The organism is Massilia genomosp. 1 (genome assembly GCF_011682185.1).
Taxonomy (GTDB): Bacteria; Pseudomonadota; Gammaproteobacteria; order Burkholderiales; family Burkholderiaceae_D; genus Telluria_A; species Telluria_A rubra.
This window is the reverse complement of sequence record NZ_WHJF01000004.1, coordinates 130,589-148,509: the sequence shown is the minus strand read 5'-3', so window position 1 is coordinate 148,509 and position 17,921 is coordinate 130,589. Positions and strand designations below refer to the sequence as shown.

The following is a 17,921-nucleotide window of genomic DNA, read 5'->3' as shown; positions in this document are numbered from 1 at the left end:
TTCATGGTGTGGGCGTTTTGATTAAGCGTTAGAACTAAATCATGCCAGAAATGGGCGCCCACTCCCACCTTTTCGCTTGCGCTGCCAAGCAATTTTCATCCGTTCCGCTAGTTTTGCAAGAGGCTCGATAGTCTCCGGGCTAATCACTCGTGTATATATAAGCGGGTGGGGGGAGGATGAAATTAATGCATTCTCTTTCGTGACACCGTATGAAGAAGTGGACCATGAAGACATTCATGTCATCAATCAAGCCGATGCTAACCTGTTCCAGGTTGGAAGCCGTGTCGATGTGCTTTACTGCTATTACGAGCTGAAACACCAGCCGGCGGAAGACGGCACCATCGTCTATCTGAAGGAGGTGGTGGAAATGGCTGTATCATTGGAACCTGCCAGGCAGCGACCGGAGGGGGCTTACCGCAAAAGACAGGAACCAGGTTTTGTGGCGCCGGTGTCGTCGTTATTGGAGAGCATGCCAAATTTTATAGATCTCGATGCTGAGATACCGATGAAGCGGGTGTTCCGGCTGTCGGAACATCACAGACTTCATCCGGATGAGATAAGGAAAATTCAAGCGCTCACCTTGGATGAAACCAGGCCGACCGAAGGTCTGAGTGGGTATCGTGGCCTATACGGTTCAAATGAATGGTGGCACTACGTGCAATGTGGAAAAATACGTCGCACTTTTGCATCGGGTGTGATCAGCAAAGTCTATGTCGGAAAGGACAATGGGGTAGAATCGCCGGTCCTGCTGATTGACGTTTTGTCATCGAGAAATGCATTGATGGGTTTGCCTGTGCATGTGAACGACAACGCAGACATCGCGCTGTTTCAAGTGGGATGCCGGGTTGATTTTATCCATCTTTATCTGGAAAAAAAATGCCCTCCCTCCGCTGAAGAGGAAACCGAATGGGCTCCTGGCATGCTTGAAATGGCCGTCTCGCTCGAACCAGTCCGCCAGGGTTGAAAGATACTTGCTGAATGACAGGAGACGGCAATCTTTTGTTTGGTTTCGTCACAGGCGGTATCCGGATGTTGTAAAAGCCAGGGAGGCGCTTACCCTGGACGAGACCCGGCCGACGCAGGGCTTGTGCGGAAAGCCCGGCCTGTACGGCTCCAACGAATGGTGGCACTACCTGCACCGCAGGAAAATACACCTGAGCCGGGGATCGGGCGTGATCAGCAGGGTGTATAGCGCCCCTGTCGAGGACGGTGAAAAGCCGGCGCCAGGCTGCCTCGTACAAATGGCCTGCTATGGTGGTGAGAAACACGATGGCAAGCTCGCCCAGCGCCATCGGCGTATTGCCCCAGCTGCTGCCGGCGTGGACAAACTCGATCTGCGCCTGCGGCGCCAACCCGGCCAGCGCCCGCCGCGCGCTGTAGAGCGTGAGCAGGCGCGCGCGCAATTACTGCGGCGCTCGCGCGGCCACGATCCTCACCAGCGCCGCATCGTGCGTTGCGAGTTTATCGGACAAAAAGCCATTCCCTGCGCTCATTGCTTCATGTCTGCTGGACTCCGGGCGCGTCGCCTATTTCTTGTAGTACTCCGCCGAAATGACGACATCCTCGACTTTTTCAAAATACGCCGACTTGGCCTGGATATCCTTGCTCACCGGATTGACCCATTTGTAGTCGACCCAGCCGCTGCCCGGATTGGCGGCCTTGGCCATGATTTCCTTCATGAAGTACTTGTCGTCGCCATCCTTCAATTCGATGATGTTCTTGCCGGCCATCTTGGGATTGGCGCCGTGCGCCAGCACCTTGGCCTTGGTGTCCCACACGCTCAGGTACAAGTCCTTGCTGACGAACTGCCCCTTGGGATTGGCCACTTCGGCAAGCAGCTTGTCCTTGCCGTTGGCCTTGAAGAAAGCCACGCCCTGCTTCACCAGCGCGCTCGCTTCCTCCGCCGTTCCCGCGTCCGCCGCCAGCACATTGGCCGCGAAGGCCAGGGAAGCGGCCACGCCAAGTACACTTTTGATCAACATTGTCATCAACTTACTCCTTCGAACAGGTGGGGGAACAGGTGTCGGCAAGCTTTCTGATGGTGTACCCGCCGCTCGTGAAAGTCAATCGCCACTGTTGTCTGGCCGATTCGCCCCGCTCTCTGGTTCTTGGCGGTACAGTGGGCGGGGTGGCCGGCGCAGATGCGCGGCCGCGTATGCCGCTATTAACGGACAAAGAAAGGAAGGTATGCGGATTGATGTGTTGTTGAGGGCCGAAGCGCCGGCCGATACGATCAGGTTTTACGTGGAGGAACTGGGCATGTTCCGGCTCGATGCCGATTACGGAATGGATTGCTGCTTGCTGCGTGCAATCGCCAATCCCGCCATCTGCCTGCAAATCACGCCCTGGCATCCGGCGCCGCGCGAGACGCCGGTGTTTGCGCTGACCGTGCCGAGCTGCGACGCGCAATTCCGGCGCTTGCGCAGCGTGCGGTTTGCCGCCGGCGGCGGCCTGGTGCCGGACAAAAACGGCGTGCTGGACGTATTCGAATGGCCGGGCGGGAAGAGTTTCGTGCTTGAAGATCCAGGCAAAAACCGCTTTCTGCTGTGCGAAGACCGTATCGCCTTGCCTTGAGCCGATTGTGGGCCGCCGCGCGCGCGACCCTCCTTTGCACCCGCCTGTCAACTGAAAAAGCGCGTCCTTACCCGGCGCGCCACAGTCATGGCATCGTCACATTTCATCGTTACATTTTTACATTTCTTCCTTCGCGAATCAGCCACGTGGTCACCGCACCGCTGGCATCACCCTGGAGTCATGATGAAACCGACACTGCTCGCCGCCAGCCTCGCGCTGGCCCTGTTTGCCAGCGCACCCGCCAAGGCCTGGCAACAAGAAACGCACCGCCGCATCGTGCTTGATGCGATCACCTTCATGAAGAACAATCCATCGACCACCAACTACGCCAAGCTGGCCGCCGGCGTGGCCAGGGCCGGCTACACGATGGACCAGTTCGCCCAAGCCGTGGGCCAGGGCGCCTATGACGTCGATGATTTTGCCGATACCTACCTGTGCGGCGCCACCACCGGCAGCTGCCAGATGGCGCCGGTGTGGGGCCTGGGTTCCTCGCTGGCCAACTACACCTCCTACTGGCACTTCCAGAACCACACGGGCGGGCGCGATGTGCATGGCAACGCCTTCGGCGGCTACAACTACGCCAAACTGACCAACCGCGGCGATATCGACAAGCTGGCCGCCGGCTGGCTGGTGGGGGACTATCTGGACGATGGCGCGGGCGGCCTGAAAGGCTGGTTCGGCGACAACAGCAAGTACAACAGCTTCGGCGTGACCGAAGCGAACTACCGCATGGGCGGCAACTCCAGCAGCAAGCAGTACGCCGATTTCGAAACCATGCCTTTCCAGCCGATCGATAACCTGGGGCAGTACTGGTGGCAGCAGTTCCTCGCGCGCCCGAGCGCGCAGTCGCTCGGCTTCGTGCTGCACACGACCGACCTGGTCCAGCCGCACCATACCTGGGGCACCTCGGGCAACGGCCACTCGGGCTGGGAACAGTGGGTGGGCGACTACTACGAGCGCGAACAGTTGAACGATGCCGCCCTGGTGCGCGGGGCGCTGGCCAGCTTTACCCCGCTCGCGCCAAACGCCACCGATATCCGCGCGCTGCTGACCCAGGGCGGCAGCTATTCGTACGCCAACGGCGGCATGGTGCTGTCGTCGACCGATCACGCCGACCGCCGCACGGTGGCGCGCGCCATGGTGCCGCATGCGATCGCCATGGTGGTGCATGTACTCAACCGCGCCGCCGAGCGCCTGGCGATTTGAAGCCGCTGCGCCTGCTGCGCGCGCTGGCCGGCGCCGCCTGCGTGGCGTACGCCTGGCCTGCCGTGGGGGCCTGCGGCCAGCCGGCGCCGGCAGCGGCGGTAGCGGCGCGCATCGACGGCGCGCCGCTGCTCGCGTTCAGCGTCGAGAGCAGCTGGTGCATGGCGCGCGCCGCCGATCCGGACGCGCAGCGCAGCGCCACGCTCGCGCTCCTCATCGCCAACCGCTTGCTGGCCGGGGAGGCGCGCAAGCGCTTCGGGGAAGCGGCGCTATGGGCCGGGCAGCGGGTCGGCTTCGCACGCGAGGTGAGCATCGACGACCAGCTGGTGAACACCTTGCGCAGCCTGTATGGCACGGAAATGGAAGGCGATTTGCGGCAATTGTCCGGCGTCGGCCTCGACAGCTTGCTGCGGCCAACGCCGCCATTGAGCGACACCGAGCTCGACGCGGTGTTCGGCAAACCCGGCGCGCTGCGGCTCGACCTCAGCCTGGGCGAGGCGCAGCTGGCGCAGGCAAGCAAGCTGGTGCTGCTGCGCTTTGCCAAGCCGGGCGGTGGCGAAGGCAGCGTCAGCCTGGCCGACGTGGCCCGCCGCCAGAACGTCCAGGGCAGGGTGGCGCTGTTCGCGCGCGAGCGTGACTTCATGCAGCGGCAGGCCCGGCTGCAGGTCGCCTCGTGGTACGTGCTGGACTGGAGCGTGCGCCGTTTCGGCGCCGCGTCCGTGGCCGACCTGCGCCGGGTGCTGGCCGACCAGGGCGATGTGCAGGCCATGATGCGCCTGCACGGCCTGGGCGACGACCAGCACGCCGGCAGCCGCCTGCTCGACACCTTGGCCGCGCAGGTCGGCCCGCAGCAGGTGCGCGCCTACTACGCGCGCCAGCGCGAGGATTTTGTGCGCATCGAACGGGTGCGCGCGCGCCATATCCGCTTGCCCGATGAAGTGGCGGCGCGCCGGGTGGCGGCCGCGCTGGCCGGCGGCGCCGATTTTGCGGCCCTGGCGCGGCGCCACTCGATCGCGCCTGACGCCGGCGGCGGCGGATCGCTCGGCTGGGTGTACCATGAAAGCCAGGCTGGAAGCAAACCCGGCTGGCTGGCGCAATTGCTGTTCACCCAGGCGCCGGGCCAGGTCTCGGCGCCGGTGCGCAGCCCTGCCGGCCCCGGCCGCCATGCGCCGTGGGAAATCGTGCTCGTCGAAGAGCGGGTGCAAGGCTATCAGGCCGCCGATTCCGAAGCGGTGCGCTATGTGGCCAGCCGCGCGCTGGCGCGCGAGATGGCTGCGGCACAGCTGACGGCGCTGCGTGCCGGGCTGCTGCGCAAGGCGCGCATCGAGATCACCAGGGCCGGGATGGCGGGGGAGGGGCCGGCATGAAGGGCGGCTTTCTTCTCGCGGCGCTGGTGGTGGCCGCTGCCGCCTCCCTGCTGGCGCGCCCGCCTGCCCCGGAGCCGTCGGCGGCTGCGCCACCGGCCGGGGCGCCTGCCGTGTCGCCCGTCGCAGCCGAGCCCGCCCGCAGCGCCGAGGCGGCGGGACCGGGATGGTTCGGCGAGGTGCCGCGCGCCGCGCCGCTCACGGCAGCCGACAGCATGGCCGATGCGCGCCTGCATGGCGACGCGCGCACGCCGCCGCTGGCCCCACGGGCGGCCGCCGAGGCGGGGCCGGGCAGCGCCGAATTGGCCGACCGCCACGCGTACCGGGCCTACGAAGCGCGCCAGGAGGCGCGCGTCATGGCCGCCTTCGCCAGCGCCGCGCAGCGCGAAGTGCCGCGCTTGCAGGCTGACGTCGAGCGGGCCCGCGCCAGCGGGATTCCGGCGGCGCAAATCGCCAGGGTGGAAGACAAGATCCGGCGCCTGGAACAGTTGCGCCGCGAGATCGCCGACCCCGCAGCGGCGCTACGCGACTGAGCATGCAAAGGTGTGGCAACTGCCCCAAGCACGCCGCTGCGCACGTTTGAGCCAGCGCAAAGGCGGGCCAGGGACGCTGGCTAAGATGCGCCGTGACCGCCAATCACGACCTCGGATACCGCGCCCTGTTCGCCCACCCGGAAATGGTGCGCGAACTGATCACGGGCTTTACTGCCTTCAAGCTGCTGACGGAGTCGCCCCTCTCGGCCTTCGAACGCGTCAATGCGGACTACGTGAGCGAACGGACGTCGGTCTGGGCCTGGTGGAAAGCGCTGCTGGTCCGTAAAACTGACAATACGCAATTGTTTGAGCTCGATAGTGCAGAGGAGGATGACATGAACCAGCTAAAACCTTGGGGCAGAGAGATGGAGGAGCTCGTCAATCAAAGAGCACTCGCGCTGCTTGAGAAAAACATGGAGAAAGGCAAGGAAGAAAGCAAGAAAGAAGGCCGGAAAGAAGGCCGGAAAGAAGGCCGGAAAGAAGGCCGGAAAGAAGGCCGGAAAGAAGGCCAGCTCATCGCCCTGCGCAACATGCTCGGCGCCCTGTTGCGCAAGCGCTTCGGCGACCTGCCGACGCCGTGGGCGCAGCGTATCGCCAGGCCACGAAGGACGAGCTCGAACAATGGTTCGAACGCGGCCTGAATGCGCCCCACCTGGCGGCAGTGTTTGGTGACGCCAAGACGCCCGGATAGACGCGCTTGCCCGCACATGGGCGCCGGCAAGGTGGAGGGCATGGCCGGCGCGCTCGACCTGGACCTGTTCAACGGCACCGCACGGCGGCTGGCCCAGCCGGGCTGGCCAGCCGCCTGAGCGTCGGGCAAGCTTACAGCGGCGCGCGCACGATCGCGCCTTTTTTCCAGATCGCCATCACTGCGCTGCTCAGGTTGATCCCTTCGTGATCATCTTCCGAGAACGGTTTGTTGTAGGTGGCAATCGCGCCCGGCACCGTGCTGCTCAGCTTTTCCAGCGCGGCCTTGATCTTGGCGCCGTCGGTGCTGTTGGCCTGGCGGATGGCGGCGGCCAGCAGCAGGATCGAGTCGTGCCCACCGGCCACGGCGGTCGGATTGGTCATGCGCGCACGCTTGTATTCGCTGCGGTAGGCCGCCTCGAATTCGCGCCCGGCCGCCGAGGTGGCGCCTTCCACAAAGGTCTGCGGCGAGATCGCCCCTTCGGCATGGCTGGCCGCCACATTGATGAAGGAATCGGTGGCGTTGGCCCACGAGCCGATCAGCGCCAGGTTCAAGCCCAGCTTGGCGCTGGCGGCGGCGATATGGCCTTGCTCGGTCCCGATGCCGTACACCAGCAGCACCGTCGCACCGGCTTCCTTGGCCTTGGCCAGCTGGGCCGACATATCGGCGTCGCCCACCTTGAAGCTGCCCACCGAGACTGCCTTGATGTCATGCGTGATCAACTGCTTGACCATGTCGTCATGCCCGCCTGTGCCGTATGGCGTGGTGTCGTGCAGCAGCGCGATTTTCTTGTGGCCCTTCTTGACCGCGTAGTCGACCATCATCTGCGCCTGCAAGGTGTCCGACGCTTGCACGCGGAAGGTGTAATTGCCTTCCGGCGCGTTCTGGAACGCCTTGGTCAGCTTGGTGCCGGCCGACGCCGGTACGATATTGGGCAGCTTGGCCTTTTGCATCACCGGCTGGTACGCCAGCACTACGCCGGTGTTCACGCCACAGGAGCACGCCACCACGCCCTTGGCCAGCAGCGCTTCCATGTTCTTGCTCGCGTTTTCGGGCTTGCTTTCATCGTTCAGCTCGACCAGTTCCAGGTTGCGCCCCATGACGCCGCCACGGGCATTGATGTGCGCCACCGCGAGGCGCTGGCCGTCGCGTACCGCCAGGCCCAGCGGGGCCGATCCGCCCGTCAGCGGCAACAGCGCGCCGATCTTGATGGTGTCGGCCGCAAACGTGGCGCTGCCGAGGCACAGCGTGGCCGCTGCGAATCCGATATGGCTAAGTTTCATGCGTAATCCTTTTCCTTCTGTTCTGTAAGAGGCAAACTGCTGAGGGGACGCCGGATACCGCCGCGCAGCATCATGGTCGCGGAGCCGATGTTGAGCAAATTGATAGCGTTCTTGGCAAGGGCGCTTTAGTTTAAGGCAAATTTGCGCTGATGCAACAATTGAACTGTTGTATTTGCGTCAGCCCACGGTGTATGGCGGCGCTCGCCATGCTCTTTGCATGCAAATGGCGACAAGCGGGTACGATATGCCCCCCACCGGCATGCCGGCTGGTATATTTCCCATGCTTACCCCCAACAGGAGAGACCATCTTGTCGTTACTTGAAAACCATTTCAAACTCAAGGAGCACGGAACCGACGTCCGCACCGAGCTGCTGGCCGGGCTGACCACGTTCCTGACGATGGCCTACATCATCTTCGTCAACCCGTCGATCCTCGGCAGCGCCGGCATGCCCACCGATGCCGTGTTCGTGGCCACCTGCCTGGCCGCCGCGCTCGGCAGCCTGATCATGGGCCTGTACGCCAACTATCCGATCGCGCTGGCGCCGGGAATGGGCTTGAATGCCTATTTCGCTTTCATCGTGGTCAAGCAGATGGGCTTGTCGTGGGAGGTGGCGCTGGGCGCGGTGTTCATTTCCGGCTGCCTGTTTTTGCTGGTGAGTCTGTTTCGCCTGCGCGAAATGATTATCAACGGCATTCCCGCCTCGATCCGGGTCGCCATCGCGGTCGGGATCGGCCTGTTCCTGGGCCTGATCGCGCTGCACAATGCCGGCATCGTGGTGTCCAACAAGGACACCATGGTCACCATGGGGGACTTGCATTCCGCCCCGGCCTTGCTGGCGATCATCGGCTTTTTCGTGATCGTCGCGCTCGACAAGCTGAAGGTCAAAGGCGCGATCCTGATCGGCATCCTGCTGGTCACCGTGCTCAGTTTTTTCTTCGCGGGTAACAAGTTCATGGGCCTGGTGTCGGCCCCGCCGTCGCTTGCGCCCACCCTGTTCAAGCTCGACATCATGGGCGCGCTCTCGGTCGGGATCTTGAACGTGGTGCTGGTGTTCTTCCTGGTCGAGCTGTTCGACGCCACCGGCACCATGATGGGCGTGGCCAGCCGCGCCGGCTTCCTGGTCAACGGCAAGATGGCGCGCCTGAACAAGGCCCTGATGGCCGACAGTTGCGCCATCGTGGCCGGCGCCGCCCTCGGCACCTCGAGCACCACGGCATACATCGAAAGCGCGGCCGGGGTCCAGGCCGGCGGGCGCACCGGACTGACCGCGGTGGCGGTGGCGGTCCTGTTCCTGTGCTGCCTGTTCCTCTCGCCGCTGGCCTCGGTGGTGCCGGCGTACGCTACCGCGCCGGCGCTGCTGTACGTGGCTTGCCTGATGCTGCGCGAACTGGGCGAGATCGACTGGAACGACACCACCGAAAGCATACCGGCCGCGATCACCGCGCTGGCCATGCCGTTCACGTATTCGATCGCCACCGGCGTGGCCTTCGGTTTCATTTCCTACGCCGTGCTCAAGCTGCTGACCGGGCGCGCGCGCGAGGTCAAGGCGGCGGTATGGGTGATCGCAGCCTTGTTCCTGTTTAAGTTTATCTATCTCGGCGGCGGATGAAAATCGTTCTGCCGCGCTGTCGAGCGTGGGAGCGCACCTGACCTTGAAGTAGGTTTGCGCCAGTTGGCGCCGGCCGGCCGCTTGCGCATGCGCGCCGCCCATGCCCTTAGCTCAGCGGACATGCCGCACACCATCGAATGCCGGCCCGGTGGCCTTGAGCGGGAAACGCATGCCTTTGCGCCGGCCTCGGCAGGTCATCCACAGTGTCGGGTGTCGACGTCGGCCTGATGCGCACCAAGGCGCGAGCTACATTGTTGTTTCCCATAAGCGGTGCGATATACTGCCAGACCTCGTCCTTTCGAAAGTGAATATGCGAAATCGCGCGTCCGAGGGATTCCTGCGCAATGGCGGTGTGACGGGCGAGATGCTGCGCCAGCGCGACTGGCCGGGCCACGAGCTTGGGGCTGCGGCGAGCTGGCCCCAGGCATTGAAAACAGTCGTCAGCCTGATGCTCAATTCCCGATTCGCCATGTTTGTCGCTTGGGGACCGCAATTTCGCCTCTTTTACAACGACAAGTATGCGGAGTTGCTGCAGGACCGGCACCCGTTTGCAATGGGAAAACGGTTTGATGAAGTCTGGCCCGAGGTATGGGATGAGCTCCAGTCATTCATTGCGCTGGCCATGTCGGGCGAAACGGTGTACCGCGAAAATTTCCCGCTGGTCTTGCTCCGCAACGGCACGCAGAGAACGGCCTGGTTCACGTTCTCTTATTCGGCCGTTGAAAGCGACGACGGCAGTGTTGGCGGTTTGTTTTGCACGGTCGTGGAAACCACGCAGGCGGTGCTTGCCGAAAAGGATAGGGCGCACGAGCGCGAACGACTGCGCCAGTTGTTTGATCAGGCGCCAGGGATCATGGCAGTGTTCAGCGGGCCGACGCATGTTTTCGAGCTGGTCAATGCCGCATATATTGCCCACGTCGGGGACCGGCAACTGACCGGAAAGACGGTCCGCGCCGCGCTGCCCGAACTCGAAGGGCAGGGCTTTTTTGAATTGCTCGATCACGTCTACAGCACTGGTGAGCGGCATCCTGGACACGAAGTCGCGGTGAAATTACAGCGCGAAGCGGGTAAGGAACTCGAAGAACGATTTGTCAGTTTCATCTATCAGCCCATTCGAAACGAGCACGGCGAGGTCGGCGGCGTGTTTGTCGAAGGATTCGATGTGACCTCCGCGATCGAGGCGAACGCCGCATTGAAAATGAGTGAACAACGTTTTGTTTTACTGGCCAATACAATCCCGCAACTGGCCTGGATGGCTGACCGCGAAGGCTGGATTCACTGGTACAACGATCGATGGTATGCGTATACGGGCACAAGGCTTGCCGACATGGAAGGGTGGGGCTGGCAGAGCGTGCATGATCCGGCATGCCTGCCCAGCGTGATGGAAACCTGGAAATTGTCGAGCGCAACTGGCCTGCCGTTCGAAATGGCCTTTCCATTGCGGGCCGCCGATGGCACCTACCGCATGTTTTTTACGCGGGTCGCTCCTTTGCGCGATGCTGCCGGCGAGATCGTCCAATGGTTCGGCACGAATACCGATGTGAGCGTGCTGGAAGACGTGCAAAATGAGCTGCGCTTGGCAAACCGCCGCAAGGACGAGTTCCTCGCCATGCTCGCCCATGAACTGCGCAATCCGCTCGCGCCGATCAACACCGCTGCGCAGATGCTCACCATGCCAAAAACCAGCGAGGCAATCGCAAAAAAGGCTGGCGCCATCATTTCACGGCAGGTGATTCACATGACCCAACTGCTCGACGATCTGTTGGACGTGGCACGCGTGACTGGCGGGCTGATCACCTTATCCGAACACCGGCTGTCGCTGAAAGACTTGATTGAGGGAGCTGTCGAGCAGGTGTCGCCGATGCTCATGAAAAAAGAACAAAAGTTAACGGTCAGCGCGCCAGCCTTGCCATTGCCTATCATTGGCGACCCGACCCGGCTGACGCAGGTCTTCGCCAACATCCTCAACAATGCCGCCAAATACTCTCCACCTGGGACCCGCATCGATCTGACCGTACGTACGGAAAAAGGCGGGGTGAGCGTGGAAGTGGCCGATGCAGGCATTGGCATTGCGCCCGAGCTTCTTGCGCATGTATTCGAGCTCTTTACGCAGGGTGCGCGATCCGCGGACAGGGCATCCGGCGGCCTCGGACTCGGCTTGGCCATTGTCAAGAAATTGGTCGAGCTGCACGGTGGGTCAGTCCAGGCTTCCAGTGCCGGTGAAGGTCTCGGCAGTACCTTTGTGGTGTACTTGCCGTTGGCGGAAGAGGGCGCGCATGCCACACCGGCAGCGGGCGTGGCACCCTCGCTGGAGGTGCCATCAAGAAATGTTCTGGTGGTTGACGACAATGTCGATTCGGCCGACATGCTGCAGACGATGCTGGAGCTGCAGGGGCATTCGGTGGCCGTGGCCCATAGCGGTACCGGCGCAATGGATGTTGTTCTGGTGTCCGTGCCCGATATATGCATTCTCGATATTGGCCTGCCGGACATCGATGGTCACGAGCTGGCCCGACGAATTCGTGCGGTCCCGCACATGCGAGACGCCAAACTGATTGCGGTCACCGGCTATGGACAGGATAGCGACCGCGAGCGATCGCAAGCCGCCGGCTTCGACCATCATCTGGTGAAGCCGGTGGACATCAGCCAACTCATGGCATTGATGAGGTAAGCTTGGGTGGTGCAACGCGAGCACCAAAGCCAGCGTTCGCGCGCAGCTTCTGTTCGACAAGATTGTGTGTTTGTCCAGCTTGCGACCGGCACGCAACACTTCCTGGGGGCGTTAGCACGCTTAGTGCGTTTGGTCTTGACCTGGCGCAAGCCAGAAAGGAATATGGTCCTTGTGTTGTGACGCCCTGTCACCGAAAGGATACCGCCTTGACCCTGTTGCGCCATCTCTCGATCCAAAAGAAACTCATGCTCAGCATGGCAGCCTGCCTGCTGTTGTTCGTTGTCATTTCCTCCACCCTGAGCATCACCATGACCAGCCGCGCCATCCGCGAGCGGGTCGTCGAGCAAGAGTTGCCGTCGGTGGTGGGCGAGATCCGCAATGACGTGCTGCGCCAGATTTCGGTGCCGCTGGGCGCGTCGCTGGCGCTGGCCAGCAACACCTACATCCACGCCTGGGAAGGCGAGGGCTTGCCCGATGCCGGCATCGCTGCCTGGAAGGCCTACGCCGAGAGCGTCAAGGCCAAGAACAAGGCCGTCACCGTGTTCTGGGTCTCGAAAGCGACCGGCAAATACATGAGCGAGCAGGGCCTGACCCGTACCATCGACAAGGAAGGCGGCAAGGACCAGTGGTTCCACAGCTTCCTGGCCGAGGGCAAGCCCTACACCCTGGTGCTGAACAAGGAAGGCGCGTCCGACATCATGTTGTTCATCAATGTGCGCGCCGACGCCGGGCCGGGCAAGCTGGGCGTGGCCGGGGTCGGCCTGTCGGTGGCGGCGCTGGCCGACACCATCCGCGCCTACAAGGTCGGCCAGACCGGCTTCGTGTCGCTGGTCAGCGCCAACGGCGCCGTGCTGGTGCATCGCGACGCCGCCCTGGCCGACGGCAAGCATTTGCTCAAGGACTTGCCGGGCTATAGCGAAGAACTGAGCAAGGCCTTGCTGGGCGGCGCCAAATTCACCCACGCCGCCGGCACCGGCGCCAACGGCACGCGCATCCTGGCCTCGTCCTATGTGCCGGAACTGAACATGTATGTGGTGGCCGAAGTGCCGGAAACCGAAGTGCTGGGCAATGTCGCGCGCGACGCCACCATCTCGGCCCTGGTGGCGGCCCTGATCGGCGGCGGCATCGGCCTGTTCGGCATCTATTTGATCAGCCGCGCGATCGCCGGCCCGGTGGCGCGCGCTAGCGCCATGCTGAGCGATATCGCCGGCGGCAATGGCGACCTGAGCCGGCGCATGCCGGTCGAGAGCGGCGACGAGGTGGGCGAACTGGCCGATGCCTTCAACCGCTTCGTGTCGTCGTTGAACCTGACCATCAGCCAGGTGCGAGGCAGCACCGAAACCATCGCCGCAGCCTCGAGCGAAATTGCAGCCGGCAATATGGACTTGTCGGGCCGCACCGAAGCGCAAGCGTCGAGCCTGGAAGAAACGGCCGCCGCCATGGAGCAGATGACCTCGACCGTGAAGCAGAATGCCGAGAACGCCAGCAAGGCCAACCAGCTGGTCGTGTCGGCCTCCTCGCACGCGCTCAAGGGCGGCCAGGTGGTGGGGCAGGTGGTCAGCACGATGGGATCGATTACCGACAGTTCGCGCAAGATCGTCGACATTATCGGCGTCATCGACGGCATCGCTTTTCAGACCAACATCCTGGCGCTGAACGCCGCCGTGGAAGCGGCGCGCGCCGGCGAGCAGGGGCGCGGCTTTGCCGTGGTGGCGTCGGAAGTACGCAACCTGGCCCAGCGCTCGGCCGCCGCCGCCAGGGAAATCAAGACCCTGATCGACGATTCGGTGGCCAAGGTCGATGCCGGCAGCAAGCTGGTGGACGAAGCCGGGGTCACCATGCACCAGATCGTCACCTCGGTGCAGCAGGTGGCCGACCTGATGAGCGAAATCGCCGCCGCCAGTGTCGAGCAGAGCCAGGGCATCGGCCAGATCAACCATTCGATCAGCGCCATGGACGACGCCACCCAGCAGAACGCCGCGCTGGTGGAAGAAGCGGCGGCCGCCGCCAAATCGCTGCAAGACCAGGCGGCCAACCTGGCCAGCGTGGTCAGCGTGTTCAAGCTCGACGAGAACGTGGCGCCGCCCGCGCGCGGAGCCCTCGCCCGGCCGGCGCCGGCGGCCCGCAACGCGCCACGCCCGGCCGCCAAAGCGCTCGCCAGGCCCGCCGCCAAGGCGCCCGCCAAGGCGCCAGCCAAGGCGCCAGCCAAGTCCGCCCCCGCCGGCGACGACTGGGAAGAATTTTGAGCGCCCCGTTGCATGACTTTTAACCAGGGAATCACCATGACCGCCATCCACCTGCGCCGCCTGCCTGCGGCCTGCCTCCTTGCCGCCGCCAGCCTGGCCGGCGCCGCCGCCCAGGCGGCCGACTGGAGCGACACCGCGATCAGCTGGCGCACCGGCGAGCGTTTCCGCGAGCCGTTCAACAGCGAGAACGTCGGCAAGCACGTGTTCGCGCTGACCCACGCCAGCGGCTACCAGTACGGCGGCAATTTCTTCAATCTCGACATGCTCGTTTCCGACAGCAAGGACCCGGCCTCGCTCAAGCAGACCGACGGCGCCCAGGAAGCCTACGTGGTGTACCGCCACACGCTCGACATCGGCAAGCTGCGCGGCGCCCCCATCACATTCGGCCCGGTCAGCGGGCTGGGCGCGACCGTCGGCTTCGACTGGAACACCAAGAACGACGTCGGCTACAACTCGCGCAAGCAGATGCTGGTGGCCGGCCCGACCTTGATGTGGGAGGTGCCGGGTTTTCTGTCGACCAGCCTGTTGCTGCTTCGCGAGAGCAATGCGCCGAGCGGCGCCTTTCCGCCGGTCTCCAATGTGCGCGGGCGCTACACCTACGACCTGCATCCGATGCTCACGGCCAGCTGGGGCATTCCGGTCGCCCGCTTGTGGGCCTTCGAAGGCTATGCCAACTTCATCGCCTCCAAAGGCAAGAGCGAAACCGGGGCGGATACCGGCGCCGAAACCAATATCGACATGCAACTCATGTTCGACGCCGGCGCGGCCATGGGCTATAAAAAGCGCACCTTCCGCGTCGGCCTCGAGTACCAATACTGGAACAACAAATTCGGCAACACCGCGGCCACCACCGGGGGACGGGGCTATCGCGCCAAGACGCCGATGGTACGCGTGGCCTACCATTTCTGAGGGGGTGGCAGCAATGTTGCAAGTTTTGCTATAAGATGGGTGGCTGACTTTCAACCCCCACTGCCCGGAGCCCACCATGCAAGAACTGACCCTGTACGTCGACAGCCGTTTCACCAGCCCGTGGGCGCTGTCGGCGTTCCAGGCCCTGACCGAGAAAAAGCTGCCGTTCACGCTGCACACGGTCAACCTGGACCAGGGCGAGCAGAAGCAGGCTGCGTTTCGCGACCTCAGTCCCATCGGGCGCGTGCCGCTGCTGGTGCAAGGCGAGCTGGCGCTGGCCGAATCGAGCGCCATTGTCGAATATCTGGAAGAAGCCTTTCCGCCGCCGGCCCACGCGGCCGTGCTGCCGGACGGCGTGCAACAGCGCGCCAGGGCGCGCCAGGTCATGGCCTGGCTGCGCAGCGACCTGATGGCCCTGCGCGCCGAGCGTTCGACGGAAGTGGTGTTTTATGCGCCGGTGACCACGCCGCTCACGCAGGCCGGGCAGGCCGCGGCCGCGCGCCTGATCGCGATTGCCGACCAGCTGCTCACGGGCGAGCATTTGTTCGGGCAGTGGTGCATCGCCGACACCGAGCTGGCGCTGGCGCTCAACCGCCTGATCTTGAACGGCGATCCGGTGCCGGAACGGCTCACCGCCTGGTGCGCGGCGCAGTGGCAGCGCGACAGCGTGCGCCAGTGGATCGCCCGCTCGCGCGGCGGCGTACCCGGGTAGGATGGTGGCGGGCGGCTAGCCCCAGGCGGGCAGCCCCGGGCGGGTAGCTTCGGGAACTCGGCGGCAAGGATTGCGCTGAATTCCATCGGGCTGTATATTGTTGCCGAAAGGGAGCAGCAATGGAAGAGCGACGCAAGAATCATGCAATGGCCGCGACGGTTGAGAAGGCAATTCTTCTCAAGGACACCGTATCGGTACACCAAGCCGCAATTTACCTGGCCTCGGGCGGCGTGCCGCTCGATGTGACCGGGCGCGTCCTCACGACCCCGTACCGGCGCGGCATGGTGCGCTCCGGGATCAGTGACGAGGCCTACACCACGCTGCCCGCCACACCGCCGGCCGCACCGGCGCAGCCGGTACGCGCGCCTGCCGCGCCAGTGGCGCCCGCAGCGGCGCCCGCACCCGCACCCGCACCCGCACCCGCTCCGGCGCCGGTCCCTGCCAGCGCGCCCGCGCCTGTCGCCGCCCCTGCTCCCGCCGCCGTCGTCGTCCCTGCGCCGGTCGTGCAATCGGCCGCTCCCGCGCTGCCGCTGCCCTTGCGCGCCACCGATGCCGAAACCGATTCGGACATGGTCACCGTGCCCCTCATGGTGCCTGGCACGCCGTCGGCGCCCTCATCCTGGCGCGACATTATCCACTCAGCCGGTCCGACCTTCCGCTGAACGCCTCGCCTTGCCGCCCGGCTGTTGTGAAACGTTAACAAAATGCCGGCGCAGCGGATGGTCTTTCATTCCTTCCCGCAGGGTTTCCGGCACGATGTTATTTCGTTGACACTGAAAATCGATGGGTGTTATATTCGTATGCCCGGGATGGTAACGTTTCCAATCTAGCCTTATCCCGGCCAGCGGACACAGATCCGCACACAAGGAGACAGGATGCACAGAGCACACAAGCTGGCGCTGGCGGCGGCGCTCGCGCTGGCCGCCTGCGTCACGGCGCACGCGGCGGAATCCACGGCCGGCGCGCCCCGAGCCGAGGTGATTCACTGGTGGACCTCGGGCGGCGAATCGGCCGCCGTCAAGACCATCGCCGACGCCTACCGCGCCGCCGGCGGGGTGTGGGTCGATACCGCCGTCGCCGGCAACGAACAGGCGCGCGCGGTGGCGGTCAACCGCATCGTGGGCGGCAATCCGCCCGCCGCCGCCCAGTTCAACGCCTCCATGCAGTTCCTCGACATCGTCGAACAGGGCATGCTCAATAACGTCGACGAGATCGCCGCCAAAGAGCGCTGGGATACGACCCTGCCGGCGCCGATCCGCGACGTCATCAAGGTCAAGGGCCACTACTACGCAGTGCCGCTGAACGTCCACATGCCGACCTGGATCTGGTATTCCAGGGCGGCGTTCGCAAAGGCCGGCATCGCCAAAGAGCCAGCCACGATGGACGAACTGTTCGCCGCGCTCGACAAGCTCAAGGCCGCCGGCCTGATACCGCTGGCGCACGGCGGCCAGTCGTGGCAGGAGAACATCGTCTTCATGGCGGTGCTGGCCAATGTGGGCGGCAAGGACCTGTACCTGAGCGTGTTGCGCGATCGCGACCAGCGCGCCATCGCCTCCGAACCTTTCCGCCAGGTGCTGGTCGCGTTCAAGCGCCTCAAGTCCTACGTCGATCCCGGCTCGCCCGGGCGCAACTGGAACGACGCCACCGCCCTGCTGGTCACCAACAAGGCCGGCGTGCAGATCATGGGCGACTGGGTCAAGGGCGAGTTCAACGCGGCCAGGCTCACCGCCGGCAAGGAATACGGCTGCATCACCGGCTTCGGCCCGAAGGCGCCGTTCCTGATCCAGGGCGACGCCTTCATCTTCCCCAAGAGCGCCAACGCCGACACGCGCAAGGCGCAACAGCTGCTGGCCGGCGTGATGACCGCACCGAGCACCCTGGCCGCCTTCAACCGGGCCAAGGGCTCGCTGCCGGTGCGCACCGACGTCGATGCCTCCACGCTCGACGCCTGCACCCAGGCCGCCATGACGGTGATGAAAGAGCGCACGCGCCATGTCGGCAACGGCGAGGTGTACCTCACGCCCGACCAGAACGGCGCGCTGGTCGATGTACTGACCGCCTTCTGGAACACCGCCATGCCGGTCGAAAAGGCGCAGAAGAACATCGCCGCCGCCTTGAAGCGCTGACG

The 17,921-nt window shown here is 64.1% G+C and carries 16 protein-coding genes; 14 read left to right on the top strand and 2 right to left on the bottom strand.

What is annotated here, in order from left to right:
• Positions 1-199: 199 nt before the first annotated feature.
• Complete coding sequence (locus F1735_RS02825) at positions 200-964, top strand: hypothetical protein (RefSeq protein ID WP_167235499.1); 765 nt, start codon at positions 200-202, stop codon at positions 962-964.
• Between the two features lie 562 nt (positions 965-1,526).
• On the opposite strand, the gene F1735_RS02820 is transcribed toward F1735_RS02825, so the two are convergent.
• Entirely contained in the window at positions 1,527-1,988 is a 462-nt protein-coding gene (locus F1735_RS02820; protein WP_229505594.1) for a cache domain-containing protein, read from the bottom strand.
• A 199-nt stretch (positions 1,989-2,187) separates the two neighbouring features.
• Here F1735_RS02820 and F1735_RS02815 point away from each other — a divergent pair, with 199 nt between their 5' ends.
• The 6 genes from F1735_RS02815 (at position 2,188) to F1735_RS02790 (ending at position 6,483) form a co-directional block, all read left to right on the top strand.
• Positions 2,188-2,574: a VOC family protein gene (locus F1735_RS02815; RefSeq protein ID WP_167235498.1), complete on the top strand. Its 387-nt coding sequence runs from the start codon at positions 2,188-2,190 to the stop codon at positions 2,572-2,574.
• Between the two features lie 183 nt (positions 2,575-2,757).
• Positions 2,758-3,780 carry a phospholipase gene (locus F1735_RS02810; protein WP_167235497.1) on the top strand — a complete coding sequence of 341 codons (1,023 nt, stop codon included), beginning with the start codon at positions 2,758-2,760 and terminating at the stop codon, positions 3,778-3,780.
• A complete protein-coding gene (locus F1735_RS02805; protein WP_167235496.1) occupies positions 3,777-5,144 on the top strand; it encodes a peptidylprolyl isomerase in 1,368 nt (455 codons plus the stop codon). Before F1735_RS02810 ends, F1735_RS02805 begins: the two co-directional genes overlap by 4 nt.
• Positions 5,141-5,674 (top strand): hypothetical protein, encoded by a 534-nt coding sequence (locus F1735_RS02800; RefSeq protein WP_167235495.1) that lies wholly within the window; start codon positions 5,141-5,143, stop codon positions 5,672-5,674. Before F1735_RS02805 ends, F1735_RS02800 begins: the two co-directional genes overlap by 4 nt.
• A 92-nt stretch (positions 5,675-5,766) precedes the next feature.
• Positions 5,767-6,315 carry a hypothetical protein gene (locus F1735_RS02795; protein ID WP_167235494.1) on the top strand — a complete coding sequence of 183 codons (549 nt, stop codon included), beginning with the start codon at positions 5,767-5,769 and terminating at the stop codon, positions 6,313-6,315.
• A gap of 27 nt (positions 6,316-6,342) precedes the next feature.
• Entirely contained in the window at positions 6,343-6,483 is a 141-nt protein-coding gene (locus F1735_RS02790; protein WP_167235493.1) for a hypothetical protein, read from the top strand.
• A 13-nt stretch (positions 6,484-6,496) separates the two neighbouring features.
• Here the strand turns inward: F1735_RS02790 and F1735_RS02785 are convergent, their stop codons facing one another.
• The gene (locus tag F1735_RS02785) at positions 6,497-7,645 is read right to left on the bottom strand and encodes an ABC transporter substrate-binding protein (protein ID WP_167235492.1); all 1,149 of its coding nucleotides are present in this window, start codon (positions 7,643-7,645) and stop codon (positions 6,497-6,499) included.
• Positions 7,646-7,851: 206 nt separating this feature from the next.
• Between F1735_RS02785 and F1735_RS02780 the strand changes: the two genes are divergently transcribed.
• From F1735_RS02780 to F1735_RS02750, 7 genes are all read left to right on the top strand, one after another.
• Positions 7,852-9,255: an NCS2 family permease gene (locus F1735_RS02780; RefSeq protein ID WP_167235491.1), complete on the top strand. Its 1,404-nt coding sequence runs from the start codon at positions 7,852-7,854 to the stop codon at positions 9,253-9,255.
• A gap of 310 nt (positions 9,256-9,565) precedes the next feature.
• A complete protein-coding gene (locus F1735_RS02775; protein WP_167235490.1) occupies positions 9,566-11,926 on the top strand; it encodes a hybrid sensor histidine kinase/response regulator in 2,361 nt (786 codons plus the stop codon).
• Between the two features lie 206 nt (positions 11,927-12,132).
• Complete coding sequence (locus F1735_RS02770) at positions 12,133-14,172, top strand: methyl-accepting chemotaxis protein (RefSeq protein ID WP_167235489.1); 2,040 nt, start codon at positions 12,133-12,135, stop codon at positions 14,170-14,172.
• Between the two features lie 36 nt (positions 14,173-14,208).
• Complete coding sequence (locus tag F1735_RS02765) at positions 14,209-15,081, top strand: outer envelope protein (RefSeq protein WP_187364137.1); 873 nt, start codon at positions 14,209-14,211, stop codon at positions 15,079-15,081.
• Positions 15,082-15,157: 76 nt separating this feature from the next.
• On the top strand, positions 15,158-15,793 hold the full coding sequence (yfcF, locus tag F1735_RS02760; RefSeq protein ID WP_167235488.1) for a glutathione transferase: 636 nt from the start codon (positions 15,158-15,160) through the stop codon (positions 15,791-15,793).
• Between the two features lie 119 nt (positions 15,794-15,912).
• Complete coding sequence (locus F1735_RS35590) at positions 15,913-16,455, top strand: hypothetical protein (RefSeq protein WP_222852930.1); 543 nt, start codon at positions 15,913-15,915, stop codon at positions 16,453-16,455.
• A gap of 213 nt (positions 16,456-16,668) precedes the next feature.
• Entirely contained in the window at positions 16,669-17,919 is a 1,251-nt protein-coding gene (locus tag F1735_RS02750) for an ABC transporter substrate-binding protein (RefSeq protein WP_167235487.1), read from the top strand.
• The last annotated feature ends 2 nt before the right edge of the window (positions 17,920-17,921 follow it).

Excerpts from the sequence above, each read along its gene's own strand:
- F1735_RS02820 (WP_229505594.1), bottom strand. The coding sequence starts at position 1,988 with ATGACAATGTTGATCAAAAGTGTACTTGGCGTGGCCGCTTCCCTGGCC.
- F1735_RS02815 (WP_167235498.1), top strand. The coding sequence starts at position 2,188 with ATGCGGATTGATGTGTTGTTGAGGGCCGAAGCGCCGGCCGATACGATC.
- F1735_RS02810 (WP_167235497.1), top strand. The coding sequence starts at position 2,758 with ATGAAACCGACACTGCTCGCCGCCAGCCTCGCGCTGGCCCTGTTTGCC.
- F1735_RS02800 (WP_167235495.1), top strand. The coding sequence starts at position 5,141 with ATGAAGGGCGGCTTTCTTCTCGCGGCGCTGGTGGTGGCCGCTGCCGCC.
- F1735_RS02785 (WP_167235492.1), bottom strand. The coding sequence starts at position 7,645 with ATGAAACTTAGCCATATCGGATTCGCAGCGGCCACGCTGTGCCTCGGC.
- F1735_RS02780 (WP_167235491.1), top strand. The coding sequence starts at position 7,852 with ATGCTCTTTGCATGCAAATGGCGACAAGCGGGTACGATATGCCCCCCA.
- F1735_RS02775 (WP_167235490.1), top strand. The coding sequence starts at position 9,566 with ATGCGAAATCGCGCGTCCGAGGGATTCCTGCGCAATGGCGGTGTGACG.
- F1735_RS02765 (WP_187364137.1), top strand. The coding sequence starts at position 14,209 with ATGACCGCCATCCACCTGCGCCGCCTGCCTGCGGCCTGCCTCCTTGCC.
- yfcF (WP_167235488.1), top strand. The coding sequence starts at position 15,158 with ATGCAAGAACTGACCCTGTACGTCGACAGCCGTTTCACCAGCCCGTGG.
- F1735_RS35590 (WP_222852930.1), top strand. The coding sequence starts at position 15,913 with ATGGAAGAGCGACGCAAGAATCATGCAATGGCCGCGACGGTTGAGAAG.
- F1735_RS02750 (WP_167235487.1), top strand. The coding sequence starts at position 16,669 with ATGCACAGAGCACACAAGCTGGCGCTGGCGGCGGCGCTCGCGCTGGCC.